Origin of the sequence: Polynucleobacter sp. 78F-HAINBA, from assembly GCF_018882325.1 — a bacterium.
In the GTDB taxonomy this organism is placed as follows: domain Bacteria; phylum Pseudomonadota; class Gammaproteobacteria; order Burkholderiales; family Burkholderiaceae; genus Polynucleobacter.
This window is the reverse complement of the sequence record NZ_JACVOQ010000005.1, coordinates 114,370-131,020: the sequence shown is the minus strand read 5'-3', so window position 1 is coordinate 131,020 and position 16,651 is coordinate 114,370. Positions and strand designations below refer to the sequence as shown.

Annotated in this window: 16 protein-coding genes; 11 read left to right on the top strand and 5 right to left on the bottom strand. The window is 47.4% G+C overall.

The window, feature by feature from the left end:
• Nucleotides 1–75 precede the first annotated feature (75 nt).
• Nucleotides 76–531 carry a single-stranded DNA-binding protein gene (gene ssb / locus ICN11_RS07200; protein WP_215333974.1) on the bottom strand — a complete coding sequence of 152 codons (456 nt, stop codon included), beginning with the start codon at nucleotides 529–531 and terminating at the stop codon, nucleotides 76–78.
• A gap of 80 nt (nucleotides 532–611) precedes the next feature.
• Nucleotides 612–1,796 carry an MFS transporter gene (locus ICN11_RS07195; protein WP_216229772.1) on the bottom strand — a complete coding sequence of 395 codons (1,185 nt, stop codon included), beginning with the start codon at nucleotides 1,794–1,796 and terminating at the stop codon, nucleotides 612–614.
• Nucleotides 1,797–1,833: 37 nt separating this feature from the next.
• On the opposite strand from ICN11_RS07195, the gene uvrA reads away from it, so the two are divergent.
• Nucleotides 1,834–4,722, top strand: a complete 2,889-nt coding sequence (gene uvrA, locus ICN11_RS07190) for an excinuclease ABC subunit UvrA (protein ID WP_216229771.1) — start codon at nucleotides 1,834–1,836, stop codon at nucleotides 4,720–4,722.
• A gap of 25 nt (nucleotides 4,723–4,747) precedes the next feature.
• Here the strand turns inward: uvrA and ICN11_RS07185 are convergent, their stop codons facing one another.
• Nucleotides 4,748–6,730: a monovalent cation:proton antiporter family protein gene (locus tag ICN11_RS07185; protein WP_216229770.1), complete on the bottom strand. Its 1,983-nt coding sequence runs from the start codon at nucleotides 6,728–6,730 to the stop codon at nucleotides 4,748–4,750.
• An 11-nt stretch (nucleotides 6,731–6,741) separates the two neighbouring features.
• Here ICN11_RS07185 and ICN11_RS07180 point away from each other — a divergent pair, with 11 nt between their 5' ends.
• The 9 genes from ICN11_RS07180 to rapZ all read left to right on the top strand — a co-directional run bounded on the left by ICN11_RS07180 (nucleotide 6,742) and on the right by rapZ (nucleotide 13,202).
• Nucleotides 6,742–7,734: an SIS domain-containing protein gene (locus ICN11_RS07180; RefSeq protein ID WP_216229769.1), complete on the top strand. Its 993-nt coding sequence runs from the start codon at nucleotides 6,742–6,744 to the stop codon at nucleotides 7,732–7,734.
• A gap of 36 nt (nucleotides 7,735–7,770) precedes the next feature.
• Nucleotides 7,771–8,343 (top strand): HAD family hydrolase, encoded by a 573-nt coding sequence (locus tag ICN11_RS07175; protein ID WP_216229768.1) that lies wholly within the window; start codon nucleotides 7,771–7,773, stop codon nucleotides 8,341–8,343.
• Nucleotides 8,344–8,354: 11 nt separating this feature from the next.
• Nucleotides 8,355–8,999: an LPS export ABC transporter periplasmic protein LptC gene (lptC, locus tag ICN11_RS07170; RefSeq protein ID WP_216229767.1), complete on the top strand. Its 645-nt coding sequence runs from the start codon at nucleotides 8,355–8,357 to the stop codon at nucleotides 8,997–8,999.
• Nucleotides 8,996–9,553 carry a lipopolysaccharide transport periplasmic protein LptA gene (lptA, locus tag ICN11_RS07165; protein WP_216229766.1) on the top strand — a complete coding sequence of 186 codons (558 nt, stop codon included), beginning with the start codon at nucleotides 8,996–8,998 and terminating at the stop codon, nucleotides 9,551–9,553. The genes lptC and lptA overlap by 4 nt, the downstream gene beginning before the upstream one ends.
• Nucleotides 9,550–10,317 (top strand): LPS export ABC transporter ATP-binding protein, encoded by a 768-nt coding sequence (lptB, locus tag ICN11_RS07160; RefSeq protein WP_216229765.1) that lies wholly within the window; start codon nucleotides 9,550–9,552, stop codon nucleotides 10,315–10,317. The genes lptA and lptB overlap by 4 nt, the downstream gene beginning before the upstream one ends.
• A gap of 191 nt (nucleotides 10,318–10,508) precedes the next feature.
• Complete coding sequence (gene hpf, locus ICN11_RS07155) at nucleotides 10,509–10,832, top strand: ribosome hibernation-promoting factor, HPF/YfiA family (protein WP_216178586.1); 324 nt, start codon at nucleotides 10,509–10,511, stop codon at nucleotides 10,830–10,832.
• 33 nt (nucleotides 10,833–10,865) lie between these two features.
• Nucleotides 10,866–11,324 (top strand): PTS sugar transporter subunit IIA, encoded by a 459-nt coding sequence (locus tag ICN11_RS07150; protein WP_216229764.1) that lies wholly within the window; start codon nucleotides 10,866–10,868, stop codon nucleotides 11,322–11,324.
• A complete protein-coding gene (hprK, locus tag ICN11_RS07145; protein WP_216229763.1) occupies nucleotides 11,321–12,310 on the top strand; it encodes an HPr(Ser) kinase/phosphatase in 990 nt (329 codons plus the stop codon). The genes ICN11_RS07150 and hprK overlap by 4 nt, the downstream gene beginning before the upstream one ends.
• 1 nt (nucleotide 12,311) lies before the next feature.
• Nucleotides 12,312–13,202, top strand: coding sequence for an RNase adapter RapZ (gene rapZ / locus ICN11_RS07140; RefSeq protein WP_216229762.1), 891 nt, complete (start codon nucleotides 12,312–12,314; stop codon nucleotides 13,200–13,202).
• Here the strand turns inward: rapZ and mutY are convergent.
• Together mutY and mutM are read right to left on the bottom strand one after the other, a co-directional pair.
• Nucleotides 13,147–14,307 (bottom strand): A/G-specific adenine glycosylase, encoded by a 1,161-nt coding sequence (gene mutY, locus ICN11_RS07135; RefSeq protein ID WP_216229761.1) that lies wholly within the window; start codon nucleotides 14,305–14,307, stop codon nucleotides 13,147–13,149. The genes rapZ and mutY overlap by 56 nt on opposite strands.
• The gene (gene mutM / locus ICN11_RS07130) at nucleotides 14,292–15,128 is read right to left on the bottom strand and encodes a bifunctional DNA-formamidopyrimidine glycosylase/DNA-(apurinic or apyrimidinic site) lyase (RefSeq protein ID WP_216229760.1); all 837 of its coding nucleotides are present in this window, start codon (nucleotides 15,126–15,128) and stop codon (nucleotides 14,292–14,294) included. Before mutM ends, mutY begins: the two co-directional genes overlap by 16 nt.
• Before the next feature lie 35 nt (nucleotides 15,129–15,163).
• Here mutM and ICN11_RS07125 point away from each other — a divergent pair, with 35 nt between their 5' ends.
• The gene (locus tag ICN11_RS07125; protein ID WP_216229759.1) at nucleotides 15,164–16,651 is read left to right on the top strand and encodes a lipoprotein insertase outer membrane protein LolB; all 1,488 of its coding nucleotides are present in this window, start codon (nucleotides 15,164–15,166) and stop codon (nucleotides 16,649–16,651) included.

Sequence of the window (16,651 nt, the reverse complement as noted above, 5' to 3'; positions counted from 1 at the left end):
CAAAAAGAAAACCCCAGGAAGCCTGCGCTTGCTGGGGTTGATCTCTACGCAGTCAAATGACTGCTTACGTACCAATTAAAACGGAATATCGTCATCCATTGCACCAAGGGATGCAGCATTTGAAGATGCTGGAGCAGATTGCTCAGCCGGCTTTGAGCGGCTATAGCTTTCACCACCATCACCACTGCCACCTACTGGCTTACCACCAAGCATTTGCATTGTTTCTGCAACGATCTCAGTGGAATATTTTTCCTGGCCACTAGCATCAGTCCATTTACGTGTACGTAAACGACCTTCTACATAAACCTGTGAACCTTTTTTGAGATATTGACCAGCGATCTCTGCAAGCTTTCCAAAGAATGCAACGCGGTGCCATTCTGTGGTTTCTTTCATTTCGCCAGACTGCTTATCTTTGTAACGATCTGATGTCGCTACTGAAATGTTTGTTACAGCGTCGCCGCTTGGCATGTAACGTGTTTCTGGGTCACGCCCTACGTTACCTACGATGATGACCTTATTTACCGAAGCCATGTTGTCTCCCGAAGAAAAATACTGCTGTTATTACCACTAAAAATAAACTGCTCGCTTAAATTAAACCAATGAAGCTACGGTTATGTACTTGTCGCTACATCCTTTGATTCTGAAGCCCTTGTTGGCATCGAACCCATCGACCAAGCAATTATAAGCCAGCATAAAAGTAGCACTGAGCCCATCACAAAGACCGATAAATCACCATGGCTATCCATCAAATAACCCCCAATTACAGCGCCTGTAAAGAGGCCAATCGATTGAGTGGTGTTGTAAACACCCAATGCAGTACCTTTGGATTCTTTGGCAAAGCGAGATACTAATGAGGGTTGCAGAGCTTCAAGTAAGTTAAAGCCCACAAAGTAAACCAATAAAGCAATTGCGATAGATGTAATCGAAGCGGTATTTGTAAACAACACTTCAGCAATCAAAAGCAAAACAATTGCTACTAATAGGATGGTTCTTAGCTGCTGCTTCTTTTCACCAAAAATTAAAATTGGTGCCATCAAGAAAAAAGATAGCAAAACAACTGGGAGATAAACCTGCCAATGAGATGCTAATGGCAGCCCTGCTTGCACTAATAAACGCGGCACCACCAAGAACATCGCTACTTGAGTTGCATGCAATACAAACACGCCCGCATTGAGACGCATCAACTCAGGGCGTAAAAATACTTCTTTCAGACTCGCTTGCTGCAGCTTAGCCTCAGGCTTAGTGCTTGGTAGAACATAGTAGGCAACAAACATCGCCCCAATACCCAACACTGCAAGTACTACAAAAATTCCACTCAAACTAATTAAGCGATAGATTGGCGCAGCAATCACAAGCGACAGTGCAAATGAAAGTGCAATACTGCCACCCACTAAGGCCATGGCACGAGTACGAACCTGCTCACGCGTTAAATCAGCAACCCAGGCGGAGATCGCAGCTGAAACTGCACCGGCGCCCATTACCCCGCGACCGATAGCAATCCAGAGAAGATCGTCTTGAGCGGCGCAGATTAAGGCGCCCGCCACAAATAAAGAGAGCCCCCATAAAACGACTGGTTTTCGACCGATGCGGTCAGAAAGGCGGCCTAAGGGGATGTAGAAGCAGGCCTGAACAATATTGAAGATTCCCAGGGTTAATCCAACCCAAAGGGCATGCTCGCCACCAGGCAAGCCCCGCGCATGAATACTGAAAACCGGCAAAAGCAGGAATAGGCCCAGCATACGGAGGCCAAATATGCCTGCTAAGGCCAGAGTGGAGCGAAGTTCAGAAGGATTCATGGGAAAGGGCTATATTAACAAGTTACGCTAAAAAATCATGAATAACGAAATTAAGATCCGCGGTGCGCGCACGCACAACCTCAAAAACATCAATCTAGATATCCCTAGAGAGAAATTGGTCGTTTTGACTGGCCTGTCTGGCTCTGGCAAAAGCTCCTTGGCTTTTGACACCCTGTATGCCGAAGGTCAACGTCGCTATGTAGAGTCACTATCTGCTTATGCCCGCCAATTCCTACAGTTGATGGAAAAGCCCGATGTCGACACAATTGAAGGTCTCTCTCCAGCGATCTCGATTGAGCAAAAAGCCACTAGCCACAATCCTCGCTCAACCGTAGGTACGGTTACTGAAATTCATGATTACCTGCGTTTATTGTTTGCGCGTGCTGGAACACCACATTGCCCTGAACACGATCTGCCGCTAGAAGCGCAAAGCGTTTCTCAAATGGTGGATACCGTTTTGGCTATGCCTGAAGATACAAAACTGATGATCTTGGCTCCAGTAGTCAGCGAGCGTAAAGGTGAATTCGTTGATTTATTCCAAGACCTGCAAGCGCAAGGTTTTGTGCGCTTTCGTGTGCGCTCTGGTGGCGGTACAACCAATACTGCTAAAGCAGAGATCTTTGAAGTGGATCAACTGCCAGCCCTGAAGAAGAACGATAAACACTCGATTGAAGTCGTTGTTGATCGCATTAAAGTGCGCCCGGATATTCAGCAACGTTTAGCGGAATCCTTTGAGACTGCATTGCGTCTTGCTGACGGCAAAGCCATGATCGTCAATATGGACACAGGCAAAGAGATGATTTTCTCTAGCAAATTTGCCTGCCCAATTTGTTCATATTCCTTACAAGAACTTGAGCCACGCCTCTTCTCATTTAATAACCCGATGGGCGCATGCCCATCCTGTGATGGCTTGGGCCATCAATCTTTCTTCGATCCAAAACGGATTGTTGCTCACCCCGATTTATCGCTAGCATCTGGCGCCATCAAAGGCTGGGATCGTCGTAATCAGTTTTATTTCAAACTCTTGCAGACACTCGCTAAGCATGGTGGTTTTGATGTCGAGAAGCCTTTTGAGACTCTGAATAAGAAACAACAAGATCTCATTTTGCTGGGCTCAGGTGATGTCACCATTCCATTTGAATACATTAATGAGCGCGGCAAGAACAGTATTCGTGAGCATGCTTTTGAAGGCATTGTTGCCAACTTTGAACGTCGCTATCGTGAGACTGATTCAGCAACAGTTCGTGAAGAATTGTCACGCTATCAAAATGTACAAACCTGTCCATCATGCAATGGCAGCCGTTTGCGCAAAGAGGCTCGCTTTGTCAAAGTGGGTGATGGCAAGCAATCACGCGCCATTTATGAAATCAGCGCCCTGCCTTTAAAAGAAGCTAAAGACTATTTTGAGTCTTTGGAACTCAAAGGTGCTAAACGAGAAATCGCCGACAAGATTGTGAAGGAGATTGGTTCACGTCTACGCTTCCTCAATGACGTTGGCCTAGACTATCTCTCACTAGAACGTAGTGCCGATACCCTCTCCGGCGGTGAAGCACAGCGCATTCGTCTGGCATCACAGATTGGCTCTGGCCTGACTGGTGTCATGTATGTATTGGATGAACCGTCAATTGGTTTGCATCAACGTGATAACGATAGACTCATCGGCACCCTGAAGCATTTGCGTGATTTGGGTAACAGTGTCCTAGTAGTTGAACATGATGAAGATATGATTCGCGCCTCTGACTATGTCATTGACATTGGTCCTGGCGCTGGCGTACATGGCGGTGAAGTCGTTGCTGAAGGCACTCCTGCTGAAGTAGAGGCTAATCCAAAGTCCTTAACTGGCGCCTACTTATCTGGTCGCGAGTGGATCGCTGTTCCGGAAAAACGTATTCCAGTAAATGATAAGTTTTTAGAAATCATCGGCGCACGTGGAAACAACTTGCAATCCGTTCACGCCAAGATTCCAGTCGGCCTATTAACTTGTGTCACTGGCGTATCCGGTTCTGGCAAATCAACACTGATTAACGACACTCTGCACCACGCAGTTGCACAGCATATCTACGGCTCTAATGCAGAGCCGGCAGCACATGACGCAATCAAAGGCTTAGAGAATTTTGACAAAGTCATCAGCGTTGACCAATCTCCAATTGGTAGAACACCCCGCTCTAACCCTGCTACTTACACTGGATTATTTACACCAATCAGAGAACTCTTTTGCGGCGTACCTGCTGCACGCGAGCGTGGCTATGAAGCTGGGCGTTTTTCTTTCAACGTCAAAGGTGGCCGTTGCGATGCCTGTGAAGGTGATGGCGTTATCAAAGTCGAAATGCATTTCTTACCTGATGTCTATGTGCCCTGCGACGTCTGTCACGGCAAACGTTATAACCGTGAGACATTAGATATTCGCTACAAAGGTAAGAATATTCATGAAGTACTCTCGATGACTATCGAGCAAGCTCATGAATTCTTTGAAGCAGTTCCGATCGTCAAACGCAAACTCAAAACCTTGCTCGATGTTGGCTTAGGCTACGTCAAGCTAGGTCAAAGCGCTACAACCTTATCTGGCGGTGAAGCGCAACGCGTCAAACTCTCGTTAGAGCTTTCTAAACGTGATACCGGTAGAACCCTCTACATCTTGGATGAGCCAACTACGGGCTTACATTTCCATGACATTCAATTGTTGCTGACCGTTCTTCAGACACTGAAGAAACAAGGCAATACGATCGTCATCATTGAGCACAACTTAGATGTGATCAAAACTGCCGATTGGATTATTGACTTGGGTCCTAAAGGTGGCGCTGGCGGTGGACAGATTATTGCCACTGGCACACCAGAAGAAGTTGCTAAGAACGAAGCCAGCTTTACCGGACACTACTTAGCGCCACTACTAGTTCGTAAGCCAGCAGCCGCCAAAAAGAAAAAGTAACTCAAACTAAATCCGTTGAATTACATCATCCGAGCAATTTAGATTCGGCTAAATCAGTCGCTTCTGAATTGCCTGAGAGTACTAGAATGTCGTTAGCTTGCAGACGCAAGTCTGGGGTGAGCTCTAGTTTGACATAGTCAGAGCCGCCTACTTTTCGTCTGACTGCTTGCACGCTCACACCTTCATTTTCAAGATGCAACTCTTCAAGAGTCTGTCCAATACTGGCAGACTCAGGCAGCAAAGTGACTGAATGCAAACGCCAAGACTCCTTGGAATCGACCTCATCTGCAACACCACGGAAGTAGCCGCGCAGAAGGCTATAGCGAGCTTCACGTGCACTTGTAATGCGACGTACCACCTTGCGCATGGGTACGCCCATCATCAATAAGACGTGTGAGGCCATCATGAGGCTACCTTCAATTAACTCTGGCACCACCTCAGTTGCGCCAGCAGCTTGTAGCTTTGCTAAATCTGCATCGTCTTTTGTGCGCACCAATACCGTCATCCCAGGACGAAGATGTTCGACCTGATGCAATACTTTTAATGTTGCTGGTGTATCCGCGTAAGTAATCACCACTGCCTTTGCTCTCGATAAGCCGGCAGCCACTAAATAATTTTCTCGACTAGCGTCACCATAGACCACGTTGTCACCAGCTGCGGCGGCCTCTTTCACGCGATCTGGGTCCATGTCTAAAGCAATATAGGGGATCTTTTCTTGATCGAGCATGCGAGCTAAGCTTTGGCCTGAGCGACCAAACCCACAAATGACGACATGGTTTTCTGTACGGACACTTTTTGCGGCAACACGCGTCAGTGCCAGTGATTGCAATAACCACTCATTACTCGAGAAGCGCATTGCAATACGATCACTATATTGAATCAAGAATGGTGCGCCGAACATCGAGAGCAACATCGCTGCCAATACCGCTTGACTCAAAGCGGGATCAATTAAATCCAAGCCATCAATTTGGTTTAAGAGAACGAAGCCGAATTCACCAGCCTGCGCCAAACACAAACCCGTCCGAATAGAGATGCCGGGGCTTGAGCCAAAGGCACGCGACAGTAAAGCAATCAACCCAAACTTAAAGACCAAAGGTCCAATCAGCAGGAGAAGGACTAGCATCCACTGCTGATAGATCACCTCGAAATCGAGCAGCATGCCAACTGTAATAAAGAAGAGGCCTAGAAGTACATCCCTAAATGGCTTGACGTCCTCCTCCACTTGGTGACGATAAGGCGTCTCTGCAATCAACATACCTGCCAGAAAAGCCCCGAGTGCTAGCGACAAGCCAAAGTGCTCAGTCAGACCTGCCATACCCAAAACAATGAGTAAGAGGTTCAGCATGAAAAGCTCTTGGGAGCGTAACTTCGCAACCAAACTAAACCAACGACTCATCAAGGTTTGGCCAATTACAAAAATGAGTACAAGGGCTACGGTGATCTTGATGGATTCTGCCGTGAGCGCCAAGAATAGGTCTCCGGGATTCTTGCCCAGCGAGGGCAACAAAATCAACAGGAATACCACTGCCAAATCTTGGAATAGCAAAATACCGATGATGTTGCGTCCATGCTCAGTTTCTATTTCTGAGCGATCGGAAATGAGTTTGGTGACGATGGCAGTTGAGGACATGGCCAAGGCACCCCCCAGAGCAATGGCAGCCTGCCAGGAAATGGGGTAAATCCAGTTCATCAACAAGCTGGCGGGGACCGCTAGGAGCATGGTCAGAATGACCTGGCTGCCTCCCAGGCCAAATACGATGGTTCGCATAGCCCGCAGTTTGTGGAGGTTAAATTCCAGGCCAATCGAGAACATCAAGAAAACCACGCCAAATTCAGCCAAATACTTAACTGTGGCCGAATCATTGGCCAAACCAAGGGCATGCGGCCCAATAAGGACGCCGATGGCTAGATAGCCCAAAATAGGGGGTAGCCCAAAATAGCGGAAAATAACTACCCCGGCCACTCCGGAGGCCAGCAAGATGAGAGTTAACTGAAGGACTGACGGCATATACTCACCCCATGATAGCTAAGACTCGTGACCGAACCCTAAAGCTTGCGCGTGACACCCTCACCATTGAGGCTGCTGCACTGCACACAATGCGTGATCGCCTTGAAGGCGCAAACGCGGATGCCCTCGTTTTAGCGGTGGATTTGCTGCACTCCTGCAAAGGCCGCATCGTTGTTTCTGGAATTGGTAAATCAGGTCATATTGCTCGCAAAATTGCAGCTACCTTTGCTTCTACTGGTTCTCCCGCCTTTTTTGTACATCCTGCTGAAGCCAGTCATGGTGACCTTGGGATGGTGACTCGTGATGATGTCTTTGTTGCCCTCTCCAATTCTGGTGAGACTGATGAACTACTCACTATCGTGCCAATCGTTAAGCGCACGGGTGCAAAACTCATTGCCCTTACCGGCGCGCCAAATTCTTCTTTAGCAAAGTTGGCAGATGCTCATTTAGATACCAGCGTTGAAAAAGAAGCTTGCCCACTTAACTTGGCCCCAACTACCAGCACAACTGCAGCACTAGCCATGGGCGACGCTCTAGCTGTTGCCCTGTTAGATGCTCGCGGCTTTCAGGCTGAAGATTTTCAACGTTCGCACCCAGGCGGTCGCTTAGGTCGTAAACAACTCATGCATGTCAGCGAAGTCATGCGAAGCTTTGATGAGACCCCGAAGATTTCAATCTCCGCCTCCTTGCAAGAAGCTTTGCTTGAGATGACTGCTAAACGCATGGGCATGGTAGTTACTTTAGACAAGGCAAATAAAGTTGCTGGCATTTTTACTGATGGTGACTTACGTCGCCTACTAGAGAAGAGCACCAATTTAGACGGCCTCACATTAGAAAAAGCGATTACCTCAGCGCCGCGCACAATTCCTCCAGAGCTATTGGCAGAAGAGGCTATTGAGATGATGGAAAAACATCGCATCAACCATTTGGTGGTAACCAATCCAAACGGTGCGCTACTTGGTGCATTGAACCTCCATGATCTATTTGCCGCCAAGGTTATTTAAACCACTCATCTTTCAATAATTTATCTCCCCACTCACATGCCTAGCGCCTTTAACGTTCACAACACCAACCCTCTGAGTCAATATCCACAGGCCTGGGAGCGTGCTGGAGCGGTCAAGATTCTCGTTTTGGATGTCGATGGCGTCTTGACTAATGGCCAAGTATTTATTGGCGAAAATAGCAAAGAATCTCTGAAGGCTTTTGATATTCAAGATGGATTGGGGATCAAGCTCTTAGAAAAAATTGGTATTCCAACAGCCATTATTACTGGGCGCAGTTCCAAAATGGTTTTAGCCCGCTGCGATGAACTCGGTATCAAGCACGTGCACATGGGCGTTGAAAATAAAGCTGCAGCCTTAGAAAAGATTTTGCAATCACTGGAGCTGAAGTCAACTGATTGCGCTGTGATGGGTGATGATTGGCCTGATTTTCAAATGATGAAGTCTGCGGGCCTCAAGGTATGCCCAGCCCAAGGACATGAGGCCGTAAAAGAAACTGCTCACTTTGTCACGACGAGATCCGGCGGTAGTGGCGCGGTACGTGAAGTGTGCGATCTGATCCTGAAAGCACAAAACCGCTATGACGAATTGCTCTCTCAGGCGCGCGCTTAAGGTATTTCGCAATGCAACTGAAAGCCCAACAAATCAAACTGAGTATCTGGCGCACCTTATTGCGACTTATGCCTTTGCTATTGATGGGCACACTAACCCTCGTCACATTTTGGCTGGTTAAGAAAAATACTCCGGCAGAAAAGTCTGCTATCGAACGCGTCCGCTTACATGAGCCTGATTACATTATTAACAATGGCGCTCTATCCGCACTCAATGAGTCTGGCAACACTAAATATCGAGTGTTAGGCAAAAAGGTGACTCACTATGACGATGATGCTTCGATCGATATAGAAACGCCTCGGATGCGCTTGTTCCCACCTGAAAAATCACCTGTTACCGTTAAAGCAGATACGGGTCATTTAGATGGCGACTTAACGATTCTCAACTTGATTGATAACGCCGAAATTTTTCGCCCCCCTCAAGTAGCTACAGCAACTGAGCCAGCAAGGCCTCGCATGCTTGCACGCTCTTCGTACTTCAAAGTACTCATTAATGATGACATTATTGAGACTGATAAACCTATTACGCTTGAGCAAGGCCTTTCTGTTATTCGCTCAACTGATGGTGGGGTCTTTAACAACATCGAACAAAGCATGGTTTTATCTGGACAAGTAAGGGGCCGTATCGAGCGCGTTCAACCTGGAGCGCAACCATGATCTCCTTACGTAAACTCGTTCTATCTTTTTCACTATTAACGTCCTGTTTTATTGCCCCTGCTTATGCAGAAAAGGCGGATCAAGACAAACCGGTTGTTTTGGAGGCTGAGAAAGTTTCCGTGAATGACGTGCAGCAGGTCTATGAGCTTGATGGTCAGGTGCTATTAACCAAAGGTAGCATTTTGATTACTGGCGAGAAAGGCAATATCAAAGTTGATCCCGAGGGATATGAATACGTTGATGTTCAGGGCAACCCTGAATCTACTGCAAGCTTTAGACAGAGACGTGAAGGTCCCGCTAATGAGTTCATGCAGGGTCGCGGTCAAACGGTTACCTACAATGCAAAAACAGAACTCCTGACTTTAACTGGAGATGCCAGCTTAAAGCGTCTTCACAATATGCAAATGCTGGATCAACTGCGTGGCTGGAAAATTGACTACGACGATGTTCAACAACGCTACAAAGTCTCACCGCCCGCAAACGCCAAAGCCGAAGACCTCCCGCTGGCTAGAGCCATCCTTTCACCAAGAAGAAAAGCTACACTAGAGAAATGACCACGGACTCCAGCAACAATCAAAACTCGGCAACCTTAAGCGCGCAGCATCTACAAAAGCGTTACGGATCTCGTACAGTGGTGCGCGACGTATCGGTAGAGGTGAAGTGTGGCGAAGTAGTTGGACTCCTAGGCCCAAATGGCGCCGGCAAAACAACCTCGTTCTACATGATTGTTGGACTTGTTCCTCTAGATGGTGGCAGTATTGTTCTAGACGGCACTGACATCACCCATCTTCCGATTCATGAACGCGCCCGCATGGGCTTGTCTTATCTCCCGCAAGAGGCTTCCGTATTCCGAAAGCTCAATGTGGCTGAAAATATTCAGGCCGTATTAGAACTCCAAGTACAAGGTGGTAAGCCATTAAGCAAGGCAGAGATTGCGCATCGCTTAGATGAGCTCTTAGGCGAACTCCAAATCAGCCATCTTCGCGATAACCCAGCCCTCTCACTCTCCGGTGGAGAACGTCGTCGCGTTGAGATTGCTAGGGCCCTAGCATCCCAGCCTAAATTCATTTTGCTGGACGAGCCATTTGCCGGTGTTGACCCAATTGCAGTTGGTGAGATCCAGCGCATTGTGCGCTTCTTAAGAGACCGTCAAATTGGTGTTCTGATCACCGACCACAATGTTCGAGAAACTTTAGGTATTTGTGACCACGCCTACATCATCAGCGAAGGTAGCGTACTGGCTGCTGGTAAGCCAGACCAAATCATTGAGAACGATGCCGTCAGAAGAGTCTACCTAGGCGAAAACTTCCGCATGTAAATATTCGGAGTTTTTGAATATTTATTAAATAAAAATGATCTGCCCCCTTGGTTTTCAGCAAAATCGCTGATACGCTGGAGGCTCATGAAGTTCATTTCCGTATAAACAAGTACAACATTACAGGGGCATGCTGCGCACCCCGGGTAATTATTTGCGCATGCATTTTGTTTTGCTATGAATAGGAGCTGCTGATGAATCTGAAAATTAATAGCCGTCATGTTGAAGTTACTCCAGCTATGCGTTCCCACCTCGAAGCCGGGTTAGCCAAAATTCGCAAACACTTTGACCACGTCCTAGATGCTTCCGCATTTTTGATTGTCGATAACGCCAAAGAAAAGAATCTTCGTCAAGCGGCCGAGATCACGATTCACCTCAAAGGCAAGGAACTCTTTGCCGAAGCGCATAACGCTGATCTCTACCATGCTATGGATGCGGTGGTTGACAAACTTGAACGCCAAGTAGTCAAGCACAAAGAAAAAATCCAAGATCATCACCATGAAAAGCATTTTGAGTGATGCTTGACGTCAGGACACCTATAATCAATTGACATGAATGCCCTGACCAATCTTTTCGCTTTAGACCGCATTGCCTTAAATAGCCCTTCTAAAAATCGGGCTGAGGCATTTGCGGCCGTAGGCCAACTCTTTGCGAAGCAAGCGGGACTGGAGGCCGAGGGAATTGTTGGCTTCTTAAATGCTCGCGAGGACTTGGGCTCGACCGCATTAGGTGCTGGCGTAGCCATTCCCCATGGCCGCGTAAAGGGGCTTAAGCATCCGATTGCAGCCTTTGTCAAATTAAAAGAGCCAATTGAATTTGCCGCGCCCGATGGTGAGGCAGTCTCGATTTTGATTTTTTTGCTCGTCCCAGAAAAAGCAACCCAGCAACATCTAGAAATTCTGTCCTCGATTGCACAACTTCTTTCTGACCAAGACGCTCGTAAGTCGCTTGCCTCGGAAGACAGTCCAGAGAAGGTGTGCCAGCTGTTACAAACTTGGGGCTCGGCTTGACAACCCAACCCCTACTCCTTGAGGGAGTTACTGCCCAACAGATCTTTGATGACAATGTCTCTGACTTAAAGCTCTCTTGGATTGGCGGCTTAGAAGGTGCGGACCGCACATTTCCATCGGAGGCTGTTAAAGCAGCCGCAGCTAGCTCTGATCTAGTGGGTCACTTAAATTTGATTCACCCTAGCCGTATCCAGATCTTTGGCGAACAAGAGGTTGACTATCATGCTGAACTTGAGCCAAAACAAAGACAAGAGCAGATCTCCAGCTTAATTTCTAAAACGCCACCTTGCGTCATTGTGGCCGATGGAAAAGCAGCTGATGCTGATCTACAACTCTTTTGCCAAAGATCCTCCACCCCACTCTTTGCAACTGCTATTTCGGCTGCCGAGGTAATTGATCACCTTCGCACTTATCTCACCAAGATTGGCGCCCCTCAGATCACCATGCATGGTGTATTTATGGATATCCTGGGCTTGGGTGTCCTCATCATGGGTGAGTCTGGCCTAGGCAAAAGTGAATTAGGCCTAGAGTTGATTTCTCGTGGTCACGGTTTAGTGGCTGATGATGCTGTGGACTTTGCTCGTCTTGGCCCAGACTATATTGAGGGTCGCTGTCCCGTGATCTTGCGTAATCTCTTAGAGGTTCGTGGATTGGGCTTGCTAGATATTCGCACCATCTTTGGTGAAACAGCCGTACGCCGTAAATTGAAATTACGTTTGATAGTGCAGCTGGTTCGTCGTAATGATGGTGAATTTGAGCGCCTTCCATTAGAAGCGCAGCACATAGATGTATTAGGCATCCCAATCAGAACTGTCAAAATTCAGGTGGCTGCAGGACGCAACTTAGCGGTTCTCGTAGAAGCCGCAGTACGTAATACTATTTTGCAGTTACGGGGCATTGATACCTTAAAAGAATTCATGGAGCGCCAGCGTTTACAAATGAATGCTGAGGCTGAATCTTCCAAGTCTCAAGGCCGACTTATCTAATATGCAGATCAATCTGATTACCGGCATCTCCGGATCAGGTAAATCCGTTGCGTTGAGAGCTTTTGAGGATGCAGGCTATGACTGCGTAGATAACCTTCCAGTTACCCTCTTAGAAAACCTCATCACTACGCTAGAAAACGAAAAGAGTGAGCGCGTTGCTGTAGCCATTGACGCCCGTCGTGGTCAGTCCATTGCAGAGCTTCCCCAGATCTTAGAAAACCTACGGCGTAACCATCAAGTGCGAGTTGTTTTCTTAAACGCTGATACCAATACGTTGATCCAGCGTTTCTCTGAAACCCGTCGGCGTCATCCACTTTCCGGAAAAACTCAACAGACTCAAGCAGCCACTCTGATCGAGGCAATTGATAAAGAGCGTAATCTCTTAGAGCCCCTGCGCACTCAAGCCCATAGTATCGATACCAGCAACCTGCCTGCCCATGCACTGCGCTCCTGGATACAGGACCTTCTTAAAGATAAGCCTCAAGGGCTGACAGTGATTTTTGAATCTTTTGGCTTTAAAAAAGGTTTACCAAGCGAAGCAGATCTTGTGTTTGATGTTCGCTGTCTACCCAACCCACACTACGATAAGCTATTGCGCCCTTTGTCTGGCAAAGACCAGCCAGTTCGTGAGTTCTTGGAGAAAATTCCTGAAGTCGTCAGCATGGAAAATGACATCATTCAATTTATTGAAAAATGGCTGCCCCACTACATTGCAGACGGTCGCAGTTACTTGACTGTTGCTATCGGTTGCACTGGCGGACAACATCGCTCAGTCTATCTAGTAAGTCGCATCATTGCGCACTTTCTACCGCAAAAAGATTTAGCAGCACTCCAGATTAATTTCTTAAGCCGTCACCGCGAGCTAGACTCAATCCCTGCAACAGCAATTTGATTGGTTGGGGTAGGCCGTACTTTCCGAGCTGACGCAAAGGAACCCACTTCAAATCATCGCCTGAGAATTTCATGGCATCACTTGAAGTCACATGCCAAATCTGCATCCATAAACGTCGATGCGTAAAGACATGCTTAATCTCTACCCCTCGCTCGATTGGCTTGAACCTCTTTAAAGCGCTAGAGATCTTTTCATCTGGTAGCACTAACTGAAATAATTCTTTAACAGTTAAATCCATTGAATGGTTGGCGAAAGGTTTGGAGTTTTTTTCTTTAGGTCTCCAAGAGGACTCCGGCAAAGACCACAGTCCACCCCAGATGGCCTTGTCTGGACGCCTTTGCAGCAAAACTGAATCTCCATGCCTAAGCAACAACATATCGCAATTAAATTCGGGCGATTTTGCTTTGATTGCTTTACGGGGCAATAGCAACACTTGATCACTGAGATTGGCTTGGCATTCTTTTTCAAACGGGCATTTCTTTTCGCCACTCAAACACACAGGCTTGCGAGAGGTGCACCAAGTTGCCCCAAAATCCATCAGAGCCTGCGTATAGACCGGCATATCTGCAGATTTTTTAGGGAGGATTGTTTTGGCGATCAACCACAATGCATCGTTTACTGCTTTTTCTTGAATGGCGCCCTCTATGCCAAACAGTCTTGCCAAAATCCGCTTGACGTTCGCATCCAGAATTGGTGCCCGCTCATGAAATGCAAAAGCCGCAATGGCACCTGCAGTGGATCTACCAATACCCTTAAGTTGCTCGAGCAATACTGGGTCAGTAGGAAACTTTCCTTCAAACTCTTCCACAACCTGCTTGGCACAAGCGTGGAGATTGCGAGCTCGCGTGTAGTAGCCGAGACCCGCCCATTCTGCCAAGACATCATCTAAGGGTGCGGCAGCCAACTTCTTTACCGTCGGAAAACGTTTCATGAAACGGGGATAGCGCTCCAGAACGGTGGCCACTTGAGTTTGTTGCAGCATGATTTCAGAAACCCATACTGCGTAGGGATCTCGAATACTTTGCCATGGCAAGCCTTGACGCCCCTCCTTGCCATGCCAAGCGATGAGCTTAGTGGCGAAGTTCTTAATCAGCGCTTCTGACATTGGGGGCAAAAATAAGTAGATCGTTGACCTTGGACTATTTGCTTAATTGGCGTCTTACATACCTTGCAAGGCTGATCCTTACGATCGTAGACTTTGGTTTGCACCATGAAGTGTCCTGGATCACCTTCGCTATTCACAAAGTCTTTTAAGGTACTTCCGCCAGCAGCAATTGCTTTTTTCAAAATCGACCTCACTGCATTAGCCAGTCGAGAGCACTGCGGACGCGTTAATTTTCCAGCAGCCTTTGCCGGATGAATTCCCGCCTCAAATAAACTTTCTGAGCAATAGATATTGCCTACACCCACTACAGCTTGGCCCGCCAATAGAAATTGCTTCACGGCAACACTGCGCTTACGTGAGCACTGATACAAGACATCTGCGCCAAGCTCACCCTCAAACTCGGATGAAAAAGGTTCGACCCCGAGTTTTTGTAATAGCGCGTAGTTCTCAATCCGCCCCTTGGATTTTGAGTGCCATAAAACAGCGCCAAACTTTCGGGGATCATGCAAACGCAAACTCAGCTTGCCAAACTCAAAGGTCACTCGATCATGCGTCTTCAGTGGATCACTGCTGGGCAACACTCTCAATGTTCCCGTCATTCCTAGGTGTAGCAATAGATATCCGGCATCAAACTCCATTAAGAGGTATTTGCCTCGGCGCTCAATTCCCAAGACTTTCTGACCTGAAAGCAGCGTATTTAAATTGCTCGGTACCGGCCAACGTAAGCGGCCATCAATAATTTTGACCGCGCTTACCCTGCGACCCTCTAAATGGGGCGCAATACCCAATCGGGTAACTTCGACTTCTGGAAGTTCTGGCATAAATGGATTGTAGATTCGCGGATTAGAATGTGCTCATGACCAAATTTTCATTAAAGCCTTCTTTAGGGGCCTTATTGCTCGTAGCTGGACTTGGATTAAGTCTTTCCTCCAATCATGCCGGCGCCAAAACTAGCAGCCTGGATAACGGTCAAGCCGTATTCGAGGTCTTAGCCTCAGAAATCGCCCTGCAACGCGGTGAAGCTGGCCTGGCCTATAACACCTATCTAGAGCTTGCTCGACAGCTAGATGACCCTCGCTTGGCACAAAGAGCTATGGAGATTGCTATTACAGCAGGCGCGCCCAACCAAGCACTTCAAGCTGCACAAACTTGGGATAGCTTGGCGGGACCAAAACAAACTAAGCCCAAAGAAGTACTGGTCACCCTCTTGATTCTGAATCAACGCTGGTCCGATGCAGTCAAGCCTGCCATCTCCCTATTGAATCAGCAGACACCAGCCCAACGTGAAATTACTTTGTTACAGATTCAGGCACTACTAGCCAAGGCTACTGATGAGTCAGAAGCCTTAAGGGCTTTTTATGAAATCGTTTCAGCAGTAAAACCAGAACCAAAAGATCCGGGGCTACTCTATACCTACGCCATGTCCGCTGAAAAGTCAGGACAAATCGAAGTTATGGAGAAAACTCTGCGCGATATCTTGCGCAAGAATCCAAATGATGTTAACAGTCTTAACGCACTTGGTTACTCGCTGGCCGATCGTAACCAGAAATTACCAGAAGCATTTAAGCTCATTAGCAAAGCGCATCAACTCTCCCCTAAAGATGGTTTTATTTTGGATAGTCTTGGTTGGGTGAACTTTCGCATGGGTAAAAATGCGTTAGCACTTGAACAACTGCAACAAGCATTTAACATGAAGCCCGAGGCAGACATTGCTGCACATATAGGCGAAGTCTTGTGGGTCATGAATCGCCCAATCGAAGCCGAAGATATGTGGCGCAAAGGCCAGCAATTAGATGCCAACAATCCCACTCTCAAAGAAACTTTGAAGCGCTTAAAGCCAGATTGGTCTGTTGCGGATGCCGCCCTCAAAGGCTCATGGGACGGGCGTTTCTCGGTGAAGGTCATAGGACTTACCGAGAGTAAAAATCAAGGTGGCTCAGGTGGATTTACTTTGACTCAAGATGCGCTGACTGATGTATTAGAAATTCGCAATCCTGTTGGCGGATCAATTGCCAAGATTACGATTAAACCCTGTGAAGCAATTCTTGAACGTGACGGTCAATTAACAACCGCAATTGATGCCGACACCCTGATTCAAAATGCATTGGGACTTCCACTACCAGCCCGCGGTTTATCTGACTGGTTGCGTGGACAAACTCGCCCTGGTAGCAATGCAAGCGTGGAGCGAAATGCAAAAGGTCAAGTCAGCAAAATTACACAGGATGGCTGGACCTTAAATTACAACTGGAATAATTCTCAGCAGTTAGAAAAACTGACGATGACTCGTAGCTCCAATATCGGGTCGATTGATATCCGCTTAGTATTTGATACTCCGAATGAGTGA

Coding starts and splice junctions, on each gene's coding strand:
- rapZ (WP_216229762.1), top strand. CDS start 12,312: ATGCAGATCAATCTGATTACCGGCATCTCCGGATCAGGTAAATCCGTT.
- lptC (WP_216229767.1), top strand. CDS start 8,355: ATGCAACTGAAAGCCCAACAAATCAAACTGAGTATCTGGCGCACCTTA.
- ICN11_RS07175 (WP_216229768.1), top strand. CDS start 7,771: ATGCCTAGCGCCTTTAACGTTCACAACACCAACCCTCTGAGTCAATAT.
- ICN11_RS07125 (WP_216229759.1), top strand. CDS start 15,164: ATGACCAAATTTTCATTAAAGCCTTCTTTAGGGGCCTTATTGCTCGTA.
- lptB (WP_216229765.1), top strand. CDS start 9,550: ATGACCACGGACTCCAGCAACAATCAAAACTCGGCAACCTTAAGCGCG.
- mutY (WP_216229761.1), bottom strand. CDS start 14,307: ATGTCAGAAGCGCTGATTAAGAACTTCGCCACTAAGCTCATCGCTTGG.
- mutM (WP_216229760.1), bottom strand. CDS start 15,128: ATGCCAGAACTTCCAGAAGTCGAAGTTACCCGATTGGGTATTGCGCCC.
- ICN11_RS07150 (WP_216229764.1), top strand. CDS start 10,866: ATGAATGCCCTGACCAATCTTTTCGCTTTAGACCGCATTGCCTTAAAT.
- lptA (WP_216229766.1), top strand. CDS start 8,996: ATGATCTCCTTACGTAAACTCGTTCTATCTTTTTCACTATTAACGTCC.
- uvrA (WP_216229771.1), top strand. CDS start 1,834: ATGAATAACGAAATTAAGATCCGCGGTGCGCGCACGCACAACCTCAAA.
- ICN11_RS07185 (WP_216229770.1), bottom strand. CDS start 6,730: ATGCCGTCAGTCCTTCAGTTAACTCTCATCTTGCTGGCCTCCGGAGTG.
- ssb (WP_215333974.1), bottom strand. CDS start 531: ATGGCTTCGGTAAATAAGGTCATCATCGTAGGTAACGTAGGGCGTGAC.
- ICN11_RS07195 (WP_216229772.1), bottom strand. CDS start 1,796: ATGAATCCTTCTGAACTTCGCTCCACTCTGGCCTTAGCAGGCATATTT.
- ICN11_RS07180 (WP_216229769.1), top strand. CDS start 6,742: ATGATAGCTAAGACTCGTGACCGAACCCTAAAGCTTGCGCGTGACACC.
- hpf (WP_216178586.1), top strand. CDS start 10,509: ATGAATCTGAAAATTAATAGCCGTCATGTTGAAGTTACTCCAGCTATG.